At 67.3% G+C, this 16,424-nt stretch carries 17 protein-coding genes and 1 tRNA gene; 5 read left to right on the top strand and 13 right to left on the bottom strand.

Going from position 1 to position 16,424, the window contains the following annotated elements; genetic code table 11:
- Nucleotides 1-8: 8 nt before the first annotated feature.
- From AC4PTB_RS15505 to AC4PTB_RS15480, 6 genes are all read right to left on the bottom strand, one after another.
- Nucleotides 9-1,796, bottom strand: coding sequence for an ABC transporter transmembrane domain-containing protein (locus tag AC4PTB_RS15505; protein WP_492190767.1), 1,788 nt, complete (start codon nucleotides 1,794-1,796; stop codon nucleotides 9-11).
- Between the two features lie 207 nt (nucleotides 1,797-2,003).
- Nucleotides 2,004-2,507, bottom strand: coding sequence for a GNAT family N-acetyltransferase (locus AC4PTB_RS15500; RefSeq protein WP_492190766.1), 504 nt, complete (start codon nucleotides 2,505-2,507; stop codon nucleotides 2,004-2,006).
- A 269-nt stretch (nucleotides 2,508-2,776) separates the two neighbouring features.
- Nucleotides 2,777-2,862, bottom strand: a tRNA-Leu gene (locus AC4PTB_RS15495).
- 42 nt (nucleotides 2,863-2,904) lie between these two features.
- Nucleotides 2,905-3,678, bottom strand: a complete 774-nt coding sequence (locus AC4PTB_RS15490) for an enoyl-CoA hydratase-related protein (protein WP_492190765.1) — start codon at nucleotides 3,676-3,678, stop codon at nucleotides 2,905-2,907.
- A 171-nt stretch (nucleotides 3,679-3,849) separates the two neighbouring features.
- Nucleotides 3,850-4,299 (bottom strand): cytochrome c-type biogenesis protein, encoded by a 450-nt coding sequence (locus AC4PTB_RS15485; protein ID WP_492190764.1) that lies wholly within the window; start codon nucleotides 4,297-4,299, stop codon nucleotides 3,850-3,852.
- 3 nt (nucleotides 4,300-4,302) lie between these two features.
- Nucleotides 4,303-6,264 carry a heme lyase CcmF/NrfE family subunit gene (locus tag AC4PTB_RS15480; RefSeq protein ID WP_492190763.1) on the bottom strand — a complete coding sequence of 654 codons (1,962 nt, stop codon included), beginning with the start codon at nucleotides 6,262-6,264 and terminating at the stop codon, nucleotides 4,303-4,305.
- A gap of 325 nt (nucleotides 6,265-6,589) precedes the next feature.
- On the opposite strand from AC4PTB_RS15480, the gene AC4PTB_RS15475 reads away from it, so the two are divergent.
- The 3 genes from AC4PTB_RS15475 to AC4PTB_RS15465 all read left to right on the top strand — a co-directional run bounded on the left by AC4PTB_RS15475 (nucleotide 6,590) and on the right by AC4PTB_RS15465 (nucleotide 9,393).
- The gene (locus AC4PTB_RS15475; RefSeq protein ID WP_492190762.1) at nucleotides 6,590-7,771 is read left to right on the top strand and encodes an aspartate aminotransferase family protein; all 1,182 of its coding nucleotides are present in this window, start codon (nucleotides 6,590-6,592) and stop codon (nucleotides 7,769-7,771) included.
- Nucleotides 7,772-7,840: 69 nt separating this feature from the next.
- Complete coding sequence (gene argF, locus AC4PTB_RS15470) at nucleotides 7,841-8,767, top strand: ornithine carbamoyltransferase (protein WP_492190761.1); 927 nt, start codon at nucleotides 7,841-7,843, stop codon at nucleotides 8,765-8,767.
- Nucleotides 8,768-8,847: 80 nt separating this feature from the next.
- Nucleotides 8,848-9,393: an isochorismatase family protein gene (locus AC4PTB_RS15465; RefSeq protein WP_492190760.1), complete on the top strand. Its 546-nt coding sequence runs from the start codon at nucleotides 8,848-8,850 to the stop codon at nucleotides 9,391-9,393.
- Here the strand turns inward: AC4PTB_RS15465 and hrpB are convergent.
- Nucleotides 9,390-11,828, bottom strand: coding sequence for an ATP-dependent helicase HrpB (hrpB, locus tag AC4PTB_RS15460; protein WP_492190759.1), 2,439 nt, complete (start codon nucleotides 11,826-11,828; stop codon nucleotides 9,390-9,392). The two genes, AC4PTB_RS15465 and hrpB, sit on opposite strands and share 4 nt — an antisense overlap.
- Entirely contained in the window at nucleotides 11,825-12,556 is a 732-nt protein-coding gene (locus tag AC4PTB_RS15455; RefSeq protein WP_492190758.1) for a DUF3108 domain-containing protein, read from the bottom strand. Before AC4PTB_RS15455 ends, hrpB begins: the two co-directional genes overlap by 4 nt.
- A gap of 121 nt (nucleotides 12,557-12,677) precedes the next feature.
- On the opposite strand from AC4PTB_RS15455, the gene meaB reads away from it, so the two are divergent.
- Nucleotides 12,678-13,667 (top strand): methylmalonyl Co-A mutase-associated GTPase MeaB, encoded by a 990-nt coding sequence (gene meaB / locus AC4PTB_RS15450; protein WP_492190757.1) that lies wholly within the window; start codon nucleotides 12,678-12,680, stop codon nucleotides 13,665-13,667.
- Between the two features lie 69 nt (nucleotides 13,668-13,736).
- Here meaB and rpmB read toward each other — a convergent pair whose 3' ends face one another.
- A complete protein-coding gene (gene rpmB, locus AC4PTB_RS15445; RefSeq protein WP_444463262.1) occupies nucleotides 13,737-14,024 on the bottom strand; it encodes a 50S ribosomal protein L28 in 288 nt (95 codons plus the stop codon).
- A 123-nt stretch (nucleotides 14,025-14,147) separates the two neighbouring features.
- Nucleotides 14,148-14,840, bottom strand: a complete 693-nt coding sequence (locus AC4PTB_RS15440; RefSeq protein WP_492190756.1) for an NAD-dependent deacylase — start codon at nucleotides 14,838-14,840, stop codon at nucleotides 14,148-14,150.
- Between the two features lie 29 nt (nucleotides 14,841-14,869).
- Here AC4PTB_RS15440 and AC4PTB_RS15435 point away from each other — a divergent pair, with 29 nt between their 5' ends.
- Entirely contained in the window at nucleotides 14,870-15,319 is a 450-nt protein-coding gene (locus AC4PTB_RS15435) for a low molecular weight protein-tyrosine-phosphatase (protein WP_492190755.1), read from the top strand.
- Here the strand turns inward: AC4PTB_RS15435 and AC4PTB_RS15430 are convergent.
- The 3 genes from AC4PTB_RS15430 to AC4PTB_RS15420 form a co-directional block, all read right to left on the bottom strand.
- Nucleotides 15,304-15,600 (bottom strand): hypothetical protein, encoded by a 297-nt coding sequence (locus AC4PTB_RS15430; RefSeq protein ID WP_492190754.1) that lies wholly within the window; start codon nucleotides 15,598-15,600, stop codon nucleotides 15,304-15,306. The two genes, AC4PTB_RS15435 and AC4PTB_RS15430, sit on opposite strands and share 16 nt — an antisense overlap.
- 167 nt (nucleotides 15,601-15,767) lie before the next feature.
- On the bottom strand, nucleotides 15,768-15,956 hold the full coding sequence (gene copZ, locus AC4PTB_RS15425; protein ID WP_013068822.1) for a copper chaperone CopZ: 189 nt from the start codon (nucleotides 15,954-15,956) through the stop codon (nucleotides 15,768-15,770).
- An 85-nt stretch (nucleotides 15,957-16,041) separates the two neighbouring features.
- Complete coding sequence (locus tag AC4PTB_RS15420) at nucleotides 16,042-16,353, bottom strand: hypothetical protein (protein WP_492190753.1); 312 nt, start codon at nucleotides 16,351-16,353, stop codon at nucleotides 16,042-16,044.
- Nucleotides 16,354-16,424 lie beyond the last annotated feature (71 nt).

The following is a 16,424-nucleotide window of genomic DNA, read 5'->3' as shown; positions in this document are numbered from 1 at the left end:
CAGGGCTTTCAGCACGCGGCCCCGTCGGTGAATTGCAGCCGCGCCAGCTCGGCATAAAGCCCGCCCTCGGCCACCAGGGCGTCGTGGCTGCCCTGCGCGACGATCCGGCCCTGATCGAAGACGATGATCCGGTCGGCCTTTTTCACCGTCGCCAGCCGATGCGCGACGATGATCGTGGTGCGGCTGGCGCGCAGATCATCGACCGCCGCCTGCACCGCGCGTTCCGAGGCCGCATCCAGCGCCGAGGTCGCCTCATCGAGCAGCAGCACCGGCGCATCGCGCAGGATCGCCCGGGCAATGGCGATGCGCTGCTTCTGCCCGCCCGAGAGCATGATGCCGCGCTCGCCGACATAGGTGTCAAAGCCCTGCGGCAGCGCGGTCAGGAAATCATGCGCATAGGCCGCCCGCGCGGCCTCCTCGACCTCGGCATCGCTGGCGTCGGGGCGGCCGAAGCGGATGTTCTCGCGGGCGCTGGCGGCAAAGATCACCGGGTCTTGCGGCACCAGCGCGAGGGCGCGGCGATAATCCGCCCGGGCCAGATCGCGCAGATCGATGACATCCAGCGTGATCCGCCCCTGTTCGGGGTCGTAAAACCGCTCGATCAGCTGGATGATCGTGGTTTTCCCCGCCCCCGAAGGCCCGACCAGCGCCACGGTTTCCCCGGGCGCAACCTGCAGGCTGACCGCGTTCAAGGCCGAGGTCTCGGGCCGCGACGGATACCGGAAGGTGACATTTTCAAAGGCGATGGCGCCTTTCACCGGGCGGGGCAGGGGCAGGGGCCGGGCCGGATCGGTCACGGTATCGCCCGCATGCAGCAGCTCCACCAGCCGCTCGGTCGCCCCCGCGGCGCGTTGCACCTCGCCCCAGATTTCGGTCAGCGCGCCGACCGCGGCCGAGACCATAATCGCATAGATGACGAATTGCACCAGCTGGCCCACCGTCATCAGCCCCGCCTGCACATCGCGCGCGCCGATCCAAAGGACGCCGACGATCCCGGCAAAGACCAGGAAAATCACGATCATCGTCATGATCGCGCGGGTGGTGATGCGGTCATTGGCCGAGGCGAGGGCCTTTTCGGTGACCTCGGAAAAGGCCTGGCGGGTCAGCGCCTCATGGGTGAAGGCCTGCACCGTCTGCACCGAACTCAGCGCCTCCGAGGCCGAGCCCGAGGAAGAGGCGATCCAGTCCTGATTTTCGCGGCTCAGCCGGCGCAGGCGGCGGCCCATGATGACGATGGGCACGATGACCAGCGGCACGATCAACAGCACCAGCCCGGTCAGCTTCGCCGAAGTGACCAGAAGCATGGTCAGACCGCCCAGCAAGATCAGGATGTTGCGCGCCGCGACCGAGATCGAGGAGCCGAGCAGCGACAGGATCAGCGTGGTGTCGGTGGTGATGCGCGAGATGATCTCGCCGGTCAGGATCTTTTCGTAAAAGGCGGGCGACAGGCTGATCACCCGGCCGAAGACCGCCTTGCGGATATCGGCGACGACGCGCTCGCCGAAGCGGGTGACCAGCCAGTAGCGCAGCCCGGTGCCCAGTGCCAAAGCCGCGGCGATGACATGGGCGGCCAGGAAATAGCTGTCAAGCATCTCGCCGCCGTGCTGGAACCCGTCCACCACGCGGCGCGCGGCGATCGGCAGGATCAGCGTCACCATGGCGGTCAGCACCAGCGCCGCGGCGGTGGCCAGCGCCAGACGGCGATAGGGGGTGATGAAGGGGACAAGGCCCCGGATCGCGCCCAGCTGTTTCGGTTTCGGACGATCTTCCAGCGGGGTTGCGGGTCTGCGGGCCATCGGCTCTCCCTTTCGGTTTCGTCCGATTTATGGCCGCAAGGGGCCAAGGGCAAGGCTCACGCCGGAACGTGGCCGGTGTGGGCGTCGGTGTGCGCGTCCCGGTGCTACCGAAGATCGGCAAGCGCCCGGCGTCATCGCTCCGGACCGCCGATTTCGTGCGCGGCCGCAGCCGATCTGGCGCAGCAGTCGATCGCAAGGGTGCCCCTGCTACTTTTTGATCCGCGCCATAGGGATGGCATCGACAAATCTTCCGGCCTTGAAAGCGTAATCATGAAATACCCCTTCGCGCCGGAAGCCCAAGGTTTCATAGAGGGCAATCGCCCCGGTGTTTTCCGCAAGGACTGTCAGCTCGACTCGCCGTAACCCGATCGAGTTGTCAGCCTGATCCAATAGCGTTCTGACGAGCTTCGAGCCGATACCCATGCGCCAATGATCGTCTCTCACGGCGACATCAACAGTGCCGGAATGCCTGCAACTGATGTCCGAAGCGACATTCAAGCAAGCGTGCCCAAGCAAAACGCCCTCAAGCTCAGCAACAATGTTCACCTGAGGGCAGAAGTATTCAGCCCGCTTTGCTCTTTCCGCAAATGATCTGAATGGCTGTTGCAACGTCCCTGCGACCACGCCGGGCAGGTTGAGCAGTTGGGTCAAAGCAGGCACATCTGAAGGCTCAAATGCACGGATTATCGTCTGGGAATTGGCACGGGCCATAAGTGACGTTACCTCTCAGCGGAGTGCGTTCAACAATCGCCCCTGGCGCGAATGACGGCAAGGGGCGCGTTTCTGTCGCCCCGGGGCGCGACGCGACCGGCGGTTACCGCGGTCTGCCGCGGGGCGATGCCGCTGCCTCACGGGCCGCGGTCGGCTTGCGCCGACAGCAAGGTGACCCTCCCGCCGCCGCCTGACTTTGGCGCAGCATCCGGGGCCGGGACATTCGCGAAAGAAAATACATTCGAAATCAATGTGATGTTTTGGATTTGTGGTGCGGGCGGCCGGACTCGAACCGGCATGGAGATCCCTCCGAGGGAGTTTAAGTCCCATGCGTCTACCATTTCGCCACGCCCGCGGCCGGTTCTGGGTAGCGCGGGCAAGCAGGCGGGGCAAGGGCTCAGCGGCCGGAAAACCGCGGCGGGCGCTTTTCCAGAAAAGCCAGCACGCCTTCGCGGAAATCCGCGCTCTGGCCCAGCTCTCCCTGCAGCCGCGCCTCCAGCGCCAGTTGCGCCGACAGCGGATTGGTCAGACCGGCATGGAAGGCCCGCTTGAGCGCGCCAAAGGCCGCCGTCGGCCCCTTGGCCAGATGCGCCGCCCGGGCGCGCCAGTGATGCTCGAAATCGACATCGGGCACGGCTTCCCAGATCAGCCCGATCCGCGCGGCCTCCTCGGCGCCGATCTTTTCGGCGAAAAGCGCCATGCCCATGGCGCGGGCGATGCCGACCTGGCGCGGCAGCCACCAGGTCCCGCCCGCATCCGGCATCAGCCCGATCCGGGTGAAGGCCTGCAGGAAGGCCGCAGACTGCGCCGCGATCACCACATCGGCCGCCAGCGCCAGATTGGCCCCCGCCCCCGCCGCCATGCCGTTCACCGCCGCCAGAACCGGCAGCGGAGAGCTGCAGATCGCCTGCAAGAGCGGCTCGTATTCCTCGCGCAGCACGGTTTCCAGGTTCAGCCCCTCGGCCGCGCCATCGCCCAGATCCTGCCCCGAGCAAAAGGCCCGCCCCGATCCGGTCAGCACGATCGCCCGCGCCTCGCCCCGTGCGCGGTGCAGCGCCTCGGTCAGCTCGCGCCGCATCGCGCGGTTGAGTGCATTCATCACCTCGGGGCGATCGAGCGTGATCACCGCCAGCCCCTCGGCACTCTCGTAGCGGATGGTGTGATAGGTCATCGCCGGCCTCCTCTTTGCCCCAGCTTGCCGCGCGGGGGGCGAAAGGCAAAGCGAAACCAAACGTCACGACCAGATCCCGGCCCCGGCTTTTCCTTGGCAAAATACGCCGGGGGGTGCGGGGGGCTTGCGCCCCCCGCGGGTCGCACGGGGCGCAAGCCCCGGGCGAAATCCCTAGTCCTTCAGCAATTCCTTCAGCCGCGCCTCTTCCTCGGCCGAGAGCGCCGGCGCCGGGTCCTCCTCGCGCCGCCGCCCGCGCAGCCACAGGAAGATGCCGCCCAAAGCCACCACCAGCACCGCAGGCCCGATCCAGTACAGGATCAGATTGGCGCCGCGCCGCTCGGGCTCGAACAGCACATATTCCCCGAAGCGGTCCTTGATATAGTCGATCACCTGCGCGTCGGTGTCGCCCGCCACCAGCCGCTCGCGCACCGCAAGCCGCAGATCGCGCGACACCCCGGCATTCGATTCGTCGATGTTCTCGCCCTGACAGACCGGGCAGCGCAGCACCTGCGAAATCTGCCGTGCCCGGGCCTCAAGCCCCGGATCGGACAGAACCTCGTCGGGCTGCACCGCATGAACGGGGGTGGCAAGAAGCAGCAAAAGCGCAAGACGTTTCAGCATCGCTCACTCCGCCGCAACAGCCGTGTCCGGCACCGCCCGCCGCGCCCCCGCGGCGCTGCGATAGCGCCGGTCGGTCAGGCTCAACCCGCCGCCGAAGGCCATCAACAGACAGCCCGCCCAGATCCAGTTCGCGAAAGGCTTGATATAGGTCCGCACCGCCCAGCCGCCGCCCTCCTGCGGGTCGCCGATCACCAGATAGACATCGCGCCAGAAACCGTTGTCGATATCGGCCTCGGTCGTCGGCATCGCCTGCACCGGATAGATGCGCTTTTCGGGATGCAGCACCGCCACCAGCTTGGCGCCCTGCCGCACCTCCATCGTCGCGGTTTTCGCGGTGAAGTTCGGCCCCGGCAGGTCATCGACGGAAACGAGGGTGATCGTATAGCCGCCCACCTCGAAACTGTCGCCCGCCTTCGCCACCCGGATATCCTCGATCTGCCCCGCCATCAGCAGGCCCACGCCCGCAAAGACGATGCCCAGCCCGCCATGCGCGAAGGCCTTGCCCCAGTCAGCCCGCGGCAGCCGCAGGATCCGCCCCGGCCTGCGCCCCGCCCGCTGCCACAGCTCGGCCAAGGCGCCAAAGACGATCCAGGCGCCCAGCCCCGCCGCGCCGAGCGCCAGCATCGGCCGCCCCGTCGCCAGCGTCCAGACCAGCGCCAGCACCGCCAGCGTCAGCACAAGCGCGGGTAGCAAGGGCCGCACCAGCTTGCCAAGGCTTGCCCGTTTCCACGGCATCATCGCCCCCAACGGCAGAAGCAGCGCCAGCCCGATCATGAAGGGCGTGAAGGCCTTTTCAAAGAACGGCGCCCCCACCGAGAGCTTGCGGTCCCAGACCAGTTCCGCGATCAGCGGCCAGACCGTGCCGGTAAAGACGACCAGCGCCGCTACCGCCAGCAGCACGTTGTTCACCACCAGCGCCGATTCGCGGCTGACCATGGCAAACAGCCCCTTCGCCTGCATGTCCGAGGCCCGCGCCGCATAAAGCGTCAGCGCGCCGCCTGTGAAGAAGGCCAGGATGAACAGGATGAACACCCCGCGTTCGGGGTCATTGGCGAAGCTGTGCACCGAGGAGATCACGCCCGAGCGCACGAGGAAGGTGCCGATCAGCGAAAAGCCGAAGGCCATGATGGCGAGCAGGATCGTCCAGCTTTTCAGCGCCTCGCGCTTTTCGACGACGATGGCGGAATGCAAAAGCGCCGCCGCCAGAAGCCAGGGCATCAGCGAGGCGTTTTCGACCGGGTCCCAGAACCAGAAGCCGCCCCAGCCGAGTTCGTAATAGGCCCACCACGAGCCGAGCGCGATGCCGATGGTCAGGAAGATCCAGGCGGCCAAGGTCCAGGGCCGGACCCAGCGCGCCCAGGCGGCATCGACCCGCCCCTCGATCAGCGCGGCGACGGCGAAGCTGAAGGCCATCGAAAGCCCGACATAGCCGAGGTAAAGGAACGGCGGGTGGAAGGCGAGGCCGGGGTCTTGCAACAGCGGGTTCATGTCGCGCCCGTTGAAGGGCGCGTCTTCGAGCCGCAGGAACGGGTTCGAGGTGAAAAGCACGAAGACCAGGAACGCCAGCCCGATCGTGCCCTGCACCGCCAGCACCCGCGCCCGCAGCCGCTCCGGCAGCGCACCGCCAAAGGCCGCCGCCGCCGCGCCGAACATCGCAAGGATCAGCACCCAGAGCAGCATCGAGCCCTCGTGGTTGCCCCAGACCCCGGTGACCTTGTAGAGCATCGGCTTGTCGGTATGCGAGTTTTCATAGACGAGATTGAGCGAAAAATCAGATGTCACAAAGGCATAGGTCAGCGCGGCAAAGGCCGTGGCGATCAGCAGAAACTGCGCCAGCGCCGCGGGGGGGGCGACGGCCATCCAGCCCGACCAGCCCCTTTGCGCGCCCACCAGCGGGATGACCGCCTGCACCAGCGCCACGCACAGGGCCAGGATCAGGGCGAAATGGCCGGTCTCGACGATCATGCGGGGTCCTCCTCAAGTCGGGCGGATCATAGAGACAAGACCCAACGGGGCCAAGGCAGATGCGCATCTGCCGCGCATCTTTCGCAAAAGCGTGAAGCGGTCATTTCCTTTGACTTTGCCCCGCGCCCTGCGCTAAGGGGCAGGCATGATCACCCGGACCGCCCTTCTTGCCCGTCCCCGACGTCGCCGCACCCGCGCCTGACGCCCGATCTGCCGTGGCTTGTCGCCACACCCTTTCCACAAAACCGCCCCCGAAGGTCCCGGACCGTTGACAGCCGCCCCGCGCCTGTTGCACGCCTTGGCCTTCCTTTTTCAGGAGCCGCAAATGATCGCTTCCGTGTTGCCGACCTACACCCGTGCCCCCCTCGCCTTCGTGCGTGGCGAGGGCTCCTGGCTCTGGACCGCGGATGGCAGCCGATACCTTGATCTGGGCGCCGGGATCGCGGTCAACGCGCTCGGCCATGCCGCGCCCGAACTGGTGGCGACGCTCACCGAACAGGCGGGCAAGCTCTGGCATGTCTCGAACCTCTACCGGATCCCGGAACAGGAACGGCTGGCCGACATGCTGGTGGCCCATACCTTTGCCGATACCGTCTTCTTCACCAATTCGGGCACCGAGGCCTGTGAGCTTGCCGTGAAGATGGTGCGCAAGCATTTCTACGAAAAGGGCCAGCCCGAACGCACCGACATCCTCACCTTCTCGGGCGCCTTCCATGGCCGGTCCTCGGCCGCCATCGCCGCCGCCGGATCGGAAAAGATGGTCAAGGGCTTCGGCCCGCTGCTGCCCGGGTTCAAACATCTGCCCTGGGACGATCTGGAGGCGGTGAGGAACGCCGTCACCGAGACCACCGCGGCGATCCTGATCGAACCGATTCAGGGCGAGGGCGGCATCCGACCCGCGCCCGAGGGCTTCCTGAAGGCGCTTCGCGAGATCTGCGACGCCACCGGCACGCTTCTCGTCTTTGACGAGGTGCAATGCGGCGTCGCCCGCACCGGCAAGCTTTTCGCGCATGAATGGGCGGGCGTCACCCCCGATGTGATGATGGTGGCCAAGGGCATCGGCGGCGGCTTTCCGCTCGGCGCGGTGCTGGCCACGGAAAACGCTGCCTCGGGGATGATCGCGGGCACGCATGGCTCGACCTATGGCGGCAATCCCCTGGGCTGCGCGATCGGCGCGAAGATGATCGAGATCGTCACCGCGCCGGGCTTCCTTGACACGGTCAGCCGCAAGGCGGGCTTCCTGCGTCAGTGCCTCGAAGGTCTTGTCGCCGCCCATCCCGATATCTTCGAGGAGGTGCGCGGTCAGGGCCTGATGCTGGGTCTGCGCTGCAAGCTGCCGCCCGGGGATGTGGTCAAGGCGGCCTATGCGCAGAACCTGCTGACCGTGCCCGCGGCCGATAATGTGCTGCGGCTTCTGCCCGCGCTGACCATCTCCGAAGACGACATGGCCGAGGCCGTCCGCCGTCTGGACGCCGCCGCCACCGCGCTCGAAACCCAACCGGCCTGATTTCATCTTGCCACAAATATCCCGGGGGTCCGGGGGCAGAGCCCCCGGCCGCTCGGCAAGGAAACCGACGTGACCCATTTTCTTGACATCCACACCACCAGCCCGGCCGATCTGCGCGTGATGATCGACAGCGCCCGCGCGATGAAGACCGCGCGCCTCGGCCGCCCGAAAGGCGCGCTCGATGACGAACAGCCGCTGGCGGGCTGCATGGTGGCGCTGATCTTCGAAAAACCCTCGACCCGGACCCGCGTCAGCTTCGATGTCGGCGTGCGGCAGATGGGCGGGCAGACGATGGTGCTCTCGGGCAAGGAGATGCAGCTGGGCCATGGCGAGACCATCGCCGACACCGCCCGGGTGCTCTCGCGCTATGTCGATCTGATCATGATCCGCACCTTCGAAGAGGCGACGCTGCTGGAGATGGCGGAATATGCCTCGGTCCCGGTGATCAACGGGCTGACGAACCGCACCCATCCGTGCCAGATCATGGCAGACATCATGACCTATGAAGAACACCGCGGCCCGATCGCCGGGCGCAAGGTGGTCTGGTCGGGCGACGGCAACAATGTCTGCGCCAGCTTCCTGCAGGCGGCGGGGCAGTTCGGGTTTGACTTGACCTTCACCGGGCCGCAGACGCTTGACCCGGAACGCGACTGGATCGACTTTGCCCGCTCCAAGGGCGCGAATGTGGTGATCGAGCGCGATCCGGCCAAGGCGGTCGAGGGCGCCGATCTGGTCGTCACCGACACCTGGGTCAGCATGCACGACCCGGAATCGGCCAAGGAACGCCGCCACAACCAGCTGCGCCCCTATCAGGTGAACGAGACGCTGATGGCCAAGGCAAAACCCGATGCCTTGTTCATGCATTGCCTGCCCGCGCATCGCAACGACGAGGCGACCAGCGCCGTGATGGACGGGCCGCATTCGGTGATCTTCGACGAGGCGGAAAACCGGCTGCATGCGCAAAAGGCGATCATGCGCTGGGCTTTGGGCAAGTAAAGGCAAGGCCGGGGGCGCTGCCCCGCCGGGGCAATGCCCCGGCCCCCCGGCGTATTTGAACCAAGAAAAAGGGCAAGGCGATGGGCAAGACCGCGCTCCTGATCATCGACATGCAGATGGAGATGCAGGCGCGGCTTGATGCGGGCCGCGCCGCGGTGAACCGTGATGCCGGGGCGGCGATCGCTGCTTTGGCTGCGGCCTGCCGGGCAAAGGGGGTGGCCGTCGCGCACGTGCGCCATCACGACGCCGATCCGGCCTCACCCCTTCACGCCGATGCGCCCGGGGCGCAGCCGATGCCCTGTGATGCGGCTCTGCCCGGCGAGGCGGTGTTTGTCAAATCAACCTCCTCCGCCTTTGCTTCGACCGAACTGGCGGCGCATCTGCGCGGGCAGGGGATCGACCGGCTGATCGTCACCGGCGCGGTGCTGGGCTTTTGCGTCACCTCGACCGTGCGCGCGGCCGCCGATCTGGGCTTTGCGGTGATCTTGCCGCGCGATGCCTGTTTGGGCTTCGATCTGCCGGGGATGGGGCTTTCGGCCGAAGAGATCGCCCGGGTCACCTTCGGACTGCTGGGCGCCGATTTCGCCACGCTTTCGACCACCGCGGACGTTATCGCCAGCCTTTAGGTGCCGCGCGGTTTCGCCCGCGTTGTCGGGTCGGCCTCGCGCGGGTTTTCCGGCCAGGGGTGGCGCGGATAGCGGCCGCGCATCTCTTTGCGGACCTCGGCGTAAGAGCCGTCCCAGAAACCGGGCAGGTCCATCGTCACCTGAATCGGCTTGCCCCCGGGTGAGAGCAGTTCGATCCGCAGCGGATGCCGTTTCGGTCCGACGCTGGGATGGGTGGTGACGCCATACATCTCGGGCAGTTTCACCTCGATCGTCGGCACCTCGGCGCCATAGTCGATCGGCACGCGCCGGCCCAAGGGGGTTTCGAAATGACCCGGCACAAGGCGGTCAAGCTCTGCCATCTGGCCCCAGTCAAGCTGGGCGCGCAAAGCCTCGGTCAGGTCAAGATTGCGCAGATCCGCCTCGGTCCGGGCCTTTTTCAGCCAGGGCAGCAGCGCCTCTGACCCCAGAAGGGCGGCATCGGAAAGGTCGGGCAGATCGACGCCATCGGCGCGCAGGATATCGACGCGGGCGCGGAAGCGGGCGGCGCCGGGCGAGAGCGTCAGGCCGATCTGGCGCAGACCATCCAGCGCGCCGCGGGCGATCGCCTCGGGCGGGGCCTCGGGCCAGTGCCGGTCTTCCAGCACCAGCGCGCCGAAACGCTCCTGCCGCCGGGCCACCACGCGGCCCTCGCGCTTGCTCCATTCGCACAGATCGACCCAGGCGATGCGATCACCGTAAAGGCGGCGCAGCTCGGCATCGGCAAGCGCGAGGCCCTGCCGGACGCGGGCCTCGCGCGGGTCGCCATCCAGATCCGAGGCGACGATGAGGCGATGCTTGCCCAGACCATCGGCCTCGTCCACCACCGCGCCCTTGCCGCCGGAAAGGACGTAACGGGCGGCATCGCCCTTGCGCCTAAGCCCGATCCGGTCGGGATAGGCCAGCGCCAGCATCTCGGCCGGGGAATGACGCGTGTTGACCGGCTCGACCATGCGGGCCAGGCGTTTCGCTTCCAGACGGATGCGCTCGATGGTGCCGCGATGCAGCTGGCCGGGATGGTCGGCCTCAAACCGGCCCGGGTTGGCAATGGCCGAGAGGCGCAGGGTCAGATCGGCCGAGGCGCCGCGGATCGGGTCGCGGTCTTCCAAAAGCGCGGCCAAGGTCGCGGCCTCGGGGCCTGCCGTCACCAGCATATGGGCGAGACGCGGATGCAGCGGCAGGGCAGCGAGCGCCTTGCCGTGATCGGTGATCCGGCCGCCCGTCAGCGCGCCAAGGCTTTGCAGAAGCGCCCGCGCCTCGGCCAAAGCGGGCCCGGGCGGCGGGGTCAGGAAGGCCAGATCCGCGCCGTCGCTGCCCCATTGCGCAAGTTCCAGCGCCAGCCCCGCCAGATCGGCCACCGCCATTTCGGGGGGCGCGAAACCGGGCAGCGCGCCTTCCTCTCCCCTGGTCCAGAGCCGGTAACAGATCCCCTCGGCCACACGGCCTGCCCGGCCGCGGCGTTGCTCGGCCTCGGCACGCGACACCCGCTCGGTCACCAGCCGCGCCATCCCCGAGGCGGGATCGAAGCGCAGCCGCCGGGCGCGACCGGCATCGACGACGACGCGGATGTCCTGAATCGTCAGCGAGGTTTCGGCGATCGCAGTCGCCAGCACGACCTTGCGACCGCTTTCGCAGGGCGCAATCGCGGCGCGTTGCGCGGCAAAGTCCATCGCGCCGAAAAGCGGGCGCAGCTGCACGCCCGCGGGCAGCCGGTCGCGCAGAAGCGATTCGGTGCGGCGGATCTCGGCCTCGCCGGGCAGGAAGACCAGAACGCCGCCGGTGGTTTCCGCCACGGCCTGCTCGACGAGCCCCGCCACGGCGGGCTCGAGCCGCATCCCCGGTGCCAAAGGCCGGCCCAGCCAGCGGGTTTCGACCGGAAAGGCCCGGCCCTCGGAGCGCAGGATCGGCGCGTCGTCCAGAAGCGCGGCCACCGGCGCGGCATCGAGCGTTGCCGACATCACCACGAGCCTCAGATCAGGGCGCAGCGCGGTGCGCGCCTCCCAGACCAGCGCGAGGCCGAGATCGGCATTCAGCGAGCGTTCGTGGAATTCGTCGAAGATCACGCAGCCGATGCCGGTCAGCTCCGGGTCGGACTGGATCATCCGGGTCAGGATGCCCTCGGTCACCACCTCGATCCGGGTCGCTTTCGAGAGCTTCGCCTCGCCGCGGATGCGGTAGCCGACGGTTTGCCCGACGCTCTCGCCCAGGGTTTCCGCCATCCGTTCGGCAGCCGCGCGGGCGGCCAGACGGCGCGGCTCCAGCATCAGGATGCGGCCCGGCACAAGATCGAGCAGCGCCAAGGGAACGCGGGTGGTCTTGCCCGCGCCCGGCGGCGCCATCAGCACCGCCCGCCCGGTGCGACGCAGGGCGTCGACCAGATCGGGCAGACTATCATCAATGGGAAGCGATGCCGTCACTGCCGGGTCAGGCGGCCTTGGCCGATGATCGTGTCGGTGGCGATATCGACCACCCGCAGCCGCGTGCCGTCAGGGGTGGGCGCATAGGTGAGGGTAAAGGGAAAGCGGGTCTTTTCCGCCATTTCCTTTTCCTTGAACCCGGCGATGCGGCGATATTCCCCCGCACAGACGACGCCCTCGCCCTGCACCTGCGGCGCCGACAGCGCCACCTGCGAGCGCCGCACGCCATCGAACATCGTCACGTTCAGCGTGCAGGCCTCGTCGCGGTCGACATCGCGCAGCACGGCGTAAAGCGCGGTCAGCGGGTCGATCGTGCCGCCCTGTTGCGCCGGGTCGACATCGGTCGGGCGCGGCACCCGCGGCGGCTCGTGGCTGACCGAGGCGGGGGTGCCGTTCTTGTAGATCATCGTGTTCTTCGAGCGGTCATCGCCGCGCTGCGAGGCAACCTCGACCGCGCGCGGGGTGAAGCGGGATTTCGCAAAGCTTCCGCTGGCGGTGGCGTCGTAGCGGATCTTCTTGATCATGCCCGCAAGGCCGGTGGTCTTCACCACGCCATTGGCGGCATAGGCCCCGCCCGCGATCTTGCCGTCGATCGCCAGCTCTCCGGCTTTCAGCCCCTTGAGCAGGATGTCGAAGACGATGCGGTCGCTTTGATCGGCGAGCGCGGGCTGGGCCAGCGCCAGCGCAAGGCCGGTGATGAAAACGGAAAGGGGGGGGACTGCTGTCATGGGCCTGCTCTGCGGATGCCTTCGGACTGGACATACACCGCCCGTTGAGGGCATGAAACCGAAACCGTTTCACGCCGGTTGACGATTTCGTTCGACCGGCACCGTTTCGCACAGGCACGCCATGACCTTTTCCCCTGATACTGCCGCCGATCTTGCCCCCCGTATCCTGGCCGGTGAACGCCGGGCGCTGGCCCGGGCGATCACGCTGGTGGAATCGGGCCGCGCCGATCACCGGGCGCAGGCGACGGCGCTGCTGGACCGGCTGGGCACGGCGAAAAAGGCGCTGCGGATCGGGCTTTCCGGCACGCCGGGGGTGGGCAAATCGACCTTCATCGAAAGCTTCGGGATGATGCTGGTCGGGCTTGGGCATCGGGTCGCGGTGCTGGCGGTCGATCCGTCCTCGGCGCGCTCGGGCGGCTCGATCCTGGGCGACAAGACCCGGATGGAGCGGCTCTCGCGCGAGCCTGCGGCGTTCATCCGGCCCTCGCCCTCTCAGGCGCAGCTGGGCGGCGTCGCCCGACGCACCCGCGAGGCGGTGTCGCTGTGCGAGGCGGCGGGGTTTGATGTGGTGCTGATCGAGACGGTGGGCGTCGGGCAGTCGGAAACGCTGGTGGCCGAAATGACCGATCTGTTCATTCTTTTGATGGCGCCTGCGGGCGGGGATGAATTGCAGGGCGTCAAGCGCGGCATCATGGAAATGGCCGACATGATTCTGGTCAACAAGGCCGATGGCGATCTGAAGCCTGCCGCGCTGCGAACGGTCTCGGATTACGCGGGCGCGCTGCGGCTGTTGCGGCGCCGTCCGCAGGACCCCGAGGGCTTTCCGAAAGCGGTGCCGGTCTCCGCGCTGGCCGAGGAGGGGCTGAAATCCGCCTGGGAGGACATGCAGCGGCTGGCCGCATGGCGCCGGGAGAAGGGGCATTTCGACCGCCGCCGGGCCGAACAGGCGCGGCACTGGTTCGAGACCGAGGTGCGCGAGGGGCTGCTGGCGCGGTTGGTGAGCGATCCGGCGATTCGGGCGCGGATGCAGGCTTTGGGCGGCGCCGTGGCCGCGGGGCAGACGGCCCCCGCGGTGGCGGCGGCCGAGATGCTGGCGGCCTTGCAAGGGTGAGCGACATGAAAAAACCCCGCCAAAGGCGGGGTTTTCGATCCGTGGATCAGCCGATCACGTGGCGGCCAATCACGCCGCGGCTTGCGCCTTGGCGATGGCTTTCTTGATTTTCAGCGCATTCGGCGACAGCTCGTCATCCGAGGCTTTCGCGAGGAAAGCATCCAGACCACCGCGGTGATCGACGGTGCGCAGGCCAGCGGCCGAAACACGCAGCTGGAACGATTGCCCCAGAACGTCCGAGATCAGGGTGACTTCGTTCAGGTTCGGCAGAAAGCGGCGACGCGTCTTGTTGTTCGCGTGGCTGATGTTGTTGCCCGACATCGGGCCTTTGCCGGTCAGTTCGCAGACGCGCGACATGGCGTTGTTCCTTCGTTTCCTCGGGCGACGCGGCCCACTTCCAATACTGCGGGACCCGCTGCGCGCGGTGCCCGGAAATCCGTTCGCGGGGCATAGGGCCAAAGCCGCCCCGCGTCAAGCGATTCATGTGCAAAGCATCTCATCCACCCAGGCCGGAACCACCTGTGTGGCCGGGCCGTGCCGCGCCTCGTCGAAGAGCCGCGTGCCCTGCGAGGGCTCGAGGTTCAGCTCCAGCGTCGCCACGCCCCCATGCCGGGCATCGGCGACAAACCCGGCGGCCGGATAGACATTCCCCGAGGTGCCGACCGAGACGAACAGATCGGCCGCCCGCAGCGCCGCCCAGATCTCGTCCATCCGGTAGGGCATCTCGCCGAACCAGACGATGTCGGGCCGTGTCGCGGTGGTGCCGCAGGCGGGGCAGGGGTCGGCGGGCCGCATCGCGGCGGGGGCGGGCCAGCGGTGATCGCAGGCGGCACACTGCGCGCCGGTCAGTGTGCCATGCATGTGAATCAGGTTCTGCGTCCCGGCGCGTTCGTGCAGGTCGTCGACATTTTGCGTCACCACCAGCAGGTGATGCGCCCCTGCGGCTTCAAGTCGCGCCAGGGCCTGATGCGCCGCATTCGGCAGGGCCGCCGCCGCCGCAGCGCGGCGCTGGTTGTAGAACCTGTGCACCAAGGCCGGATCGCGGGCAAAGCCTTCGGGCGTTGCCACATCCTCGATCCGGTGCTCCTCCCACAGCCCGTCGCTGGCGCGGAAGGTGCGCAGGCCACTTTCGGCAGATATTCCCGCACCTGTGAGAATCACGATTCTGGCCATCGGCGTTTCCCCTTGGTAAACACCCCCTCATGCGTATCCTGTTTCTCTGCCTTGGCAATATCTGTCGTTCCCCCGCCGCCGAGGGGGTCTTTCGCACACTGGCCGCGCAGGCCGGGGTGCCGGTCACGCTCGACAGCGCCGGAACCGGTGCCTGGCATGTCGGAGAGCCGCCCTATGGTCCGATGCAGGCGGCGGCCAGCGCGCGCGGCCATGACCTGAGCGCGCTGCGGGCGCGGCAGCTGAAACCGGCGGATTTCCGTGACTTCGACCTGATTCTGGCGATGGACCGGCAGAATTATCGCGATGCGCAGGCGCTGCAGCCCGTCGATGCGACGGCGCGGCTGGAAATGTTCCTGCAGAGCAAACGCGGCGTGTCCGAGGTGCCCGACCCCTATTACACCCGCGATTTCGACGGCTGCCTCGACATCATCGAGGCAGGCGCAAGGGCGTTGCTGATGCGGCTTCAGCGCGCGCAGTAAGCTTCGGCAGCCTGGGCGAAGGCCTTGTAGCGGGCCCAGAAATCCTCGTCCGCGGCGCGGTCGGAAACGCGGGTTTCCTGCGCCTGATCCGGGTCTTCGAAGAATTTCGCCGCCCGGCGCTGGTCCGACCGCGACAGGGACTGGTCAGCGACCTGCTGGATGCAGCCGCACAATGCCCGGTCGGCGGTGCGTCCGGCGTTCAGGCAGGCCCGGTCGATCGGCCCGGCAAAAGCCGTGGTTCCCGCAAGAACCAAGGCGGCGGAAAGAAGATATTTCATCATGCTCTGCTCTTCGGTTGCGGGTCGGGTTCATGCCCGTTTCCCGTCGATTTGACCGATGTTTTAGGGGATTCGACAAGCAGGCACAATGGCTTCGGCAGCTTTCCGCCGATTAAGCCGGGATACCGCCAGATCTGGCGGCAAGGGAGGGATTTTCACCGAAATCTGGGTCAGGCGATGACTTCGGCCTCGAAGCCCGCGGCCTTGAGGGCAGCCAGGACGGTTTCCTCGGGCAGGCCGTTCACCTCGACCTCGCGGTCTTCCAGGCTGACAAGGGCCTTGCCGCCCACTTCGGTGATGGCAGCTTCCACGCTGGCCTTGCAATGGCCGCAGGTCATGTTGGGAACGGACAGGATCATCGGGGCCTCCGCGCTGGATCTAGCATGATCTGGCGCGATCCGCGGGCGGCGTCAACCGCGATTGCATGGCCGCCCGCAGCCCGGTTCAGAACATCATCTTGCCTGTGGCCAGCGTGGCCCCGTCACAGATGACGCGATAGGCGCGCTCGCCCGGGTGCAGCTGGCCAAGCGCATATTCGATCGCCAGCGGCTGCGCGGCCTCGGGGAAGGTCCCGGGGCGCCTGCGGGTGCGCAGCGACACCAGCACCCCCGAGGTGGTCAGTGCCGCCTCGCCGGTCACGATCCAGCCCGCATCGGGCAAATAGCCCTTGAGCCGGATGAAGGAGACCAGCCCGACATTGCGGTTGTTCAGCGCGGTGAGGGTGAGCGGCCCGTTCAGGGTGGTTTGCGTGGTCATGATCCGCCTCAGCCTCCGGTTTCGACAGGTTGTGTGACGGCAGTGCAATCGGCTCTCGGCATTCTCTCTCT

The sequence above is a fragment of the Rhodobacter sp. 4.3.4 genome (genome assembly GCF_058724655.1).
This window is presented reverse-complemented; position numbering and strand designations above follow the sequence as displayed.

What these genes read in the sequence shown, in the direction of transcription:
- AC4PTB_RS15505 (WP_492190767.1), bottom strand. Translation starts at nt 1,796, where the DNA reads ATGGCCCGCAGACCCGCAACCCCGCTGGAAGATCGTCCGAAACCGAAA.
- AC4PTB_RS15500 (WP_492190766.1), bottom strand. Translation starts at nt 2,507, where the DNA reads ATGGCCCGTGCCAATTCCCAGACGATAATCCGTGCATTTGAGCCTTCA.
- AC4PTB_RS15490 (WP_492190765.1), bottom strand. Translation starts at nt 3,678, where the DNA reads ATGACCTATCACACCATCCGCTACGAGAGTGCCGAGGGGCTGGCGGTG.
- AC4PTB_RS15485 (WP_492190764.1), bottom strand. Translation starts at nt 4,299, where the DNA reads ATGCTGAAACGTCTTGCGCTTTTGCTGCTTCTTGCCACCCCCGTTCAT.
- AC4PTB_RS15480 (WP_492190763.1), bottom strand. Translation starts at nt 6,264, where the DNA reads ATGATCGTCGAGACCGGCCATTTCGCCCTGATCCTGGCCCTGTGCGTG.
- AC4PTB_RS15475 (WP_492190762.1), top strand. Translation starts at nt 6,590, where the DNA reads ATGATCGCTTCCGTGTTGCCGACCTACACCCGTGCCCCCCTCGCCTTC.
- AC4PTB_RS15465 (WP_492190760.1), top strand. Translation starts at nt 8,848, where the DNA reads ATGGGCAAGACCGCGCTCCTGATCATCGACATGCAGATGGAGATGCAG.
- AC4PTB_RS15455 (WP_492190758.1), bottom strand. Translation starts at nt 12,556, where the DNA reads ATGACAGCAGTCCCCCCCCTTTCCGTTTTCATCACCGGCCTTGCGCTG.
- meaB (WP_492190757.1), top strand. Translation starts at nt 12,678, where the DNA reads ATGACCTTTTCCCCTGATACTGCCGCCGATCTTGCCCCCCGTATCCTG.
- rpmB (WP_444463262.1), bottom strand. Translation starts at nt 14,024, where the DNA reads ATGTCGCGCGTCTGCGAACTGACCGGCAAAGGCCCGATGTCGGGCAAC.
- AC4PTB_RS15440 (WP_492190756.1), bottom strand. Translation starts at nt 14,840, where the DNA reads ATGGCCAGAATCGTGATTCTCACAGGTGCGGGAATATCTGCCGAAAGT.
- AC4PTB_RS15435 (WP_492190755.1), top strand. Translation starts at nt 14,870, where the DNA reads ATGCGTATCCTGTTTCTCTGCCTTGGCAATATCTGTCGTTCCCCCGCC.
- AC4PTB_RS15430 (WP_492190754.1), bottom strand. Translation starts at nt 15,600, where the DNA reads ATGATGAAATATCTTCTTTCCGCCGCCTTGGTTCTTGCGGGAACCACG.
- copZ (WP_013068822.1), bottom strand. Translation starts at nt 15,956, where the DNA reads ATGATCCTGTCCGTTCCCAACATGACCTGCGGCCATTGCAAGGCCAGC.
- AC4PTB_RS15420 (WP_492190753.1), bottom strand. Translation starts at nt 16,353, where the DNA reads ATGACCACGCAAACCACCCTGAACGGGCCGCTCACCCTCACCGCGCTG.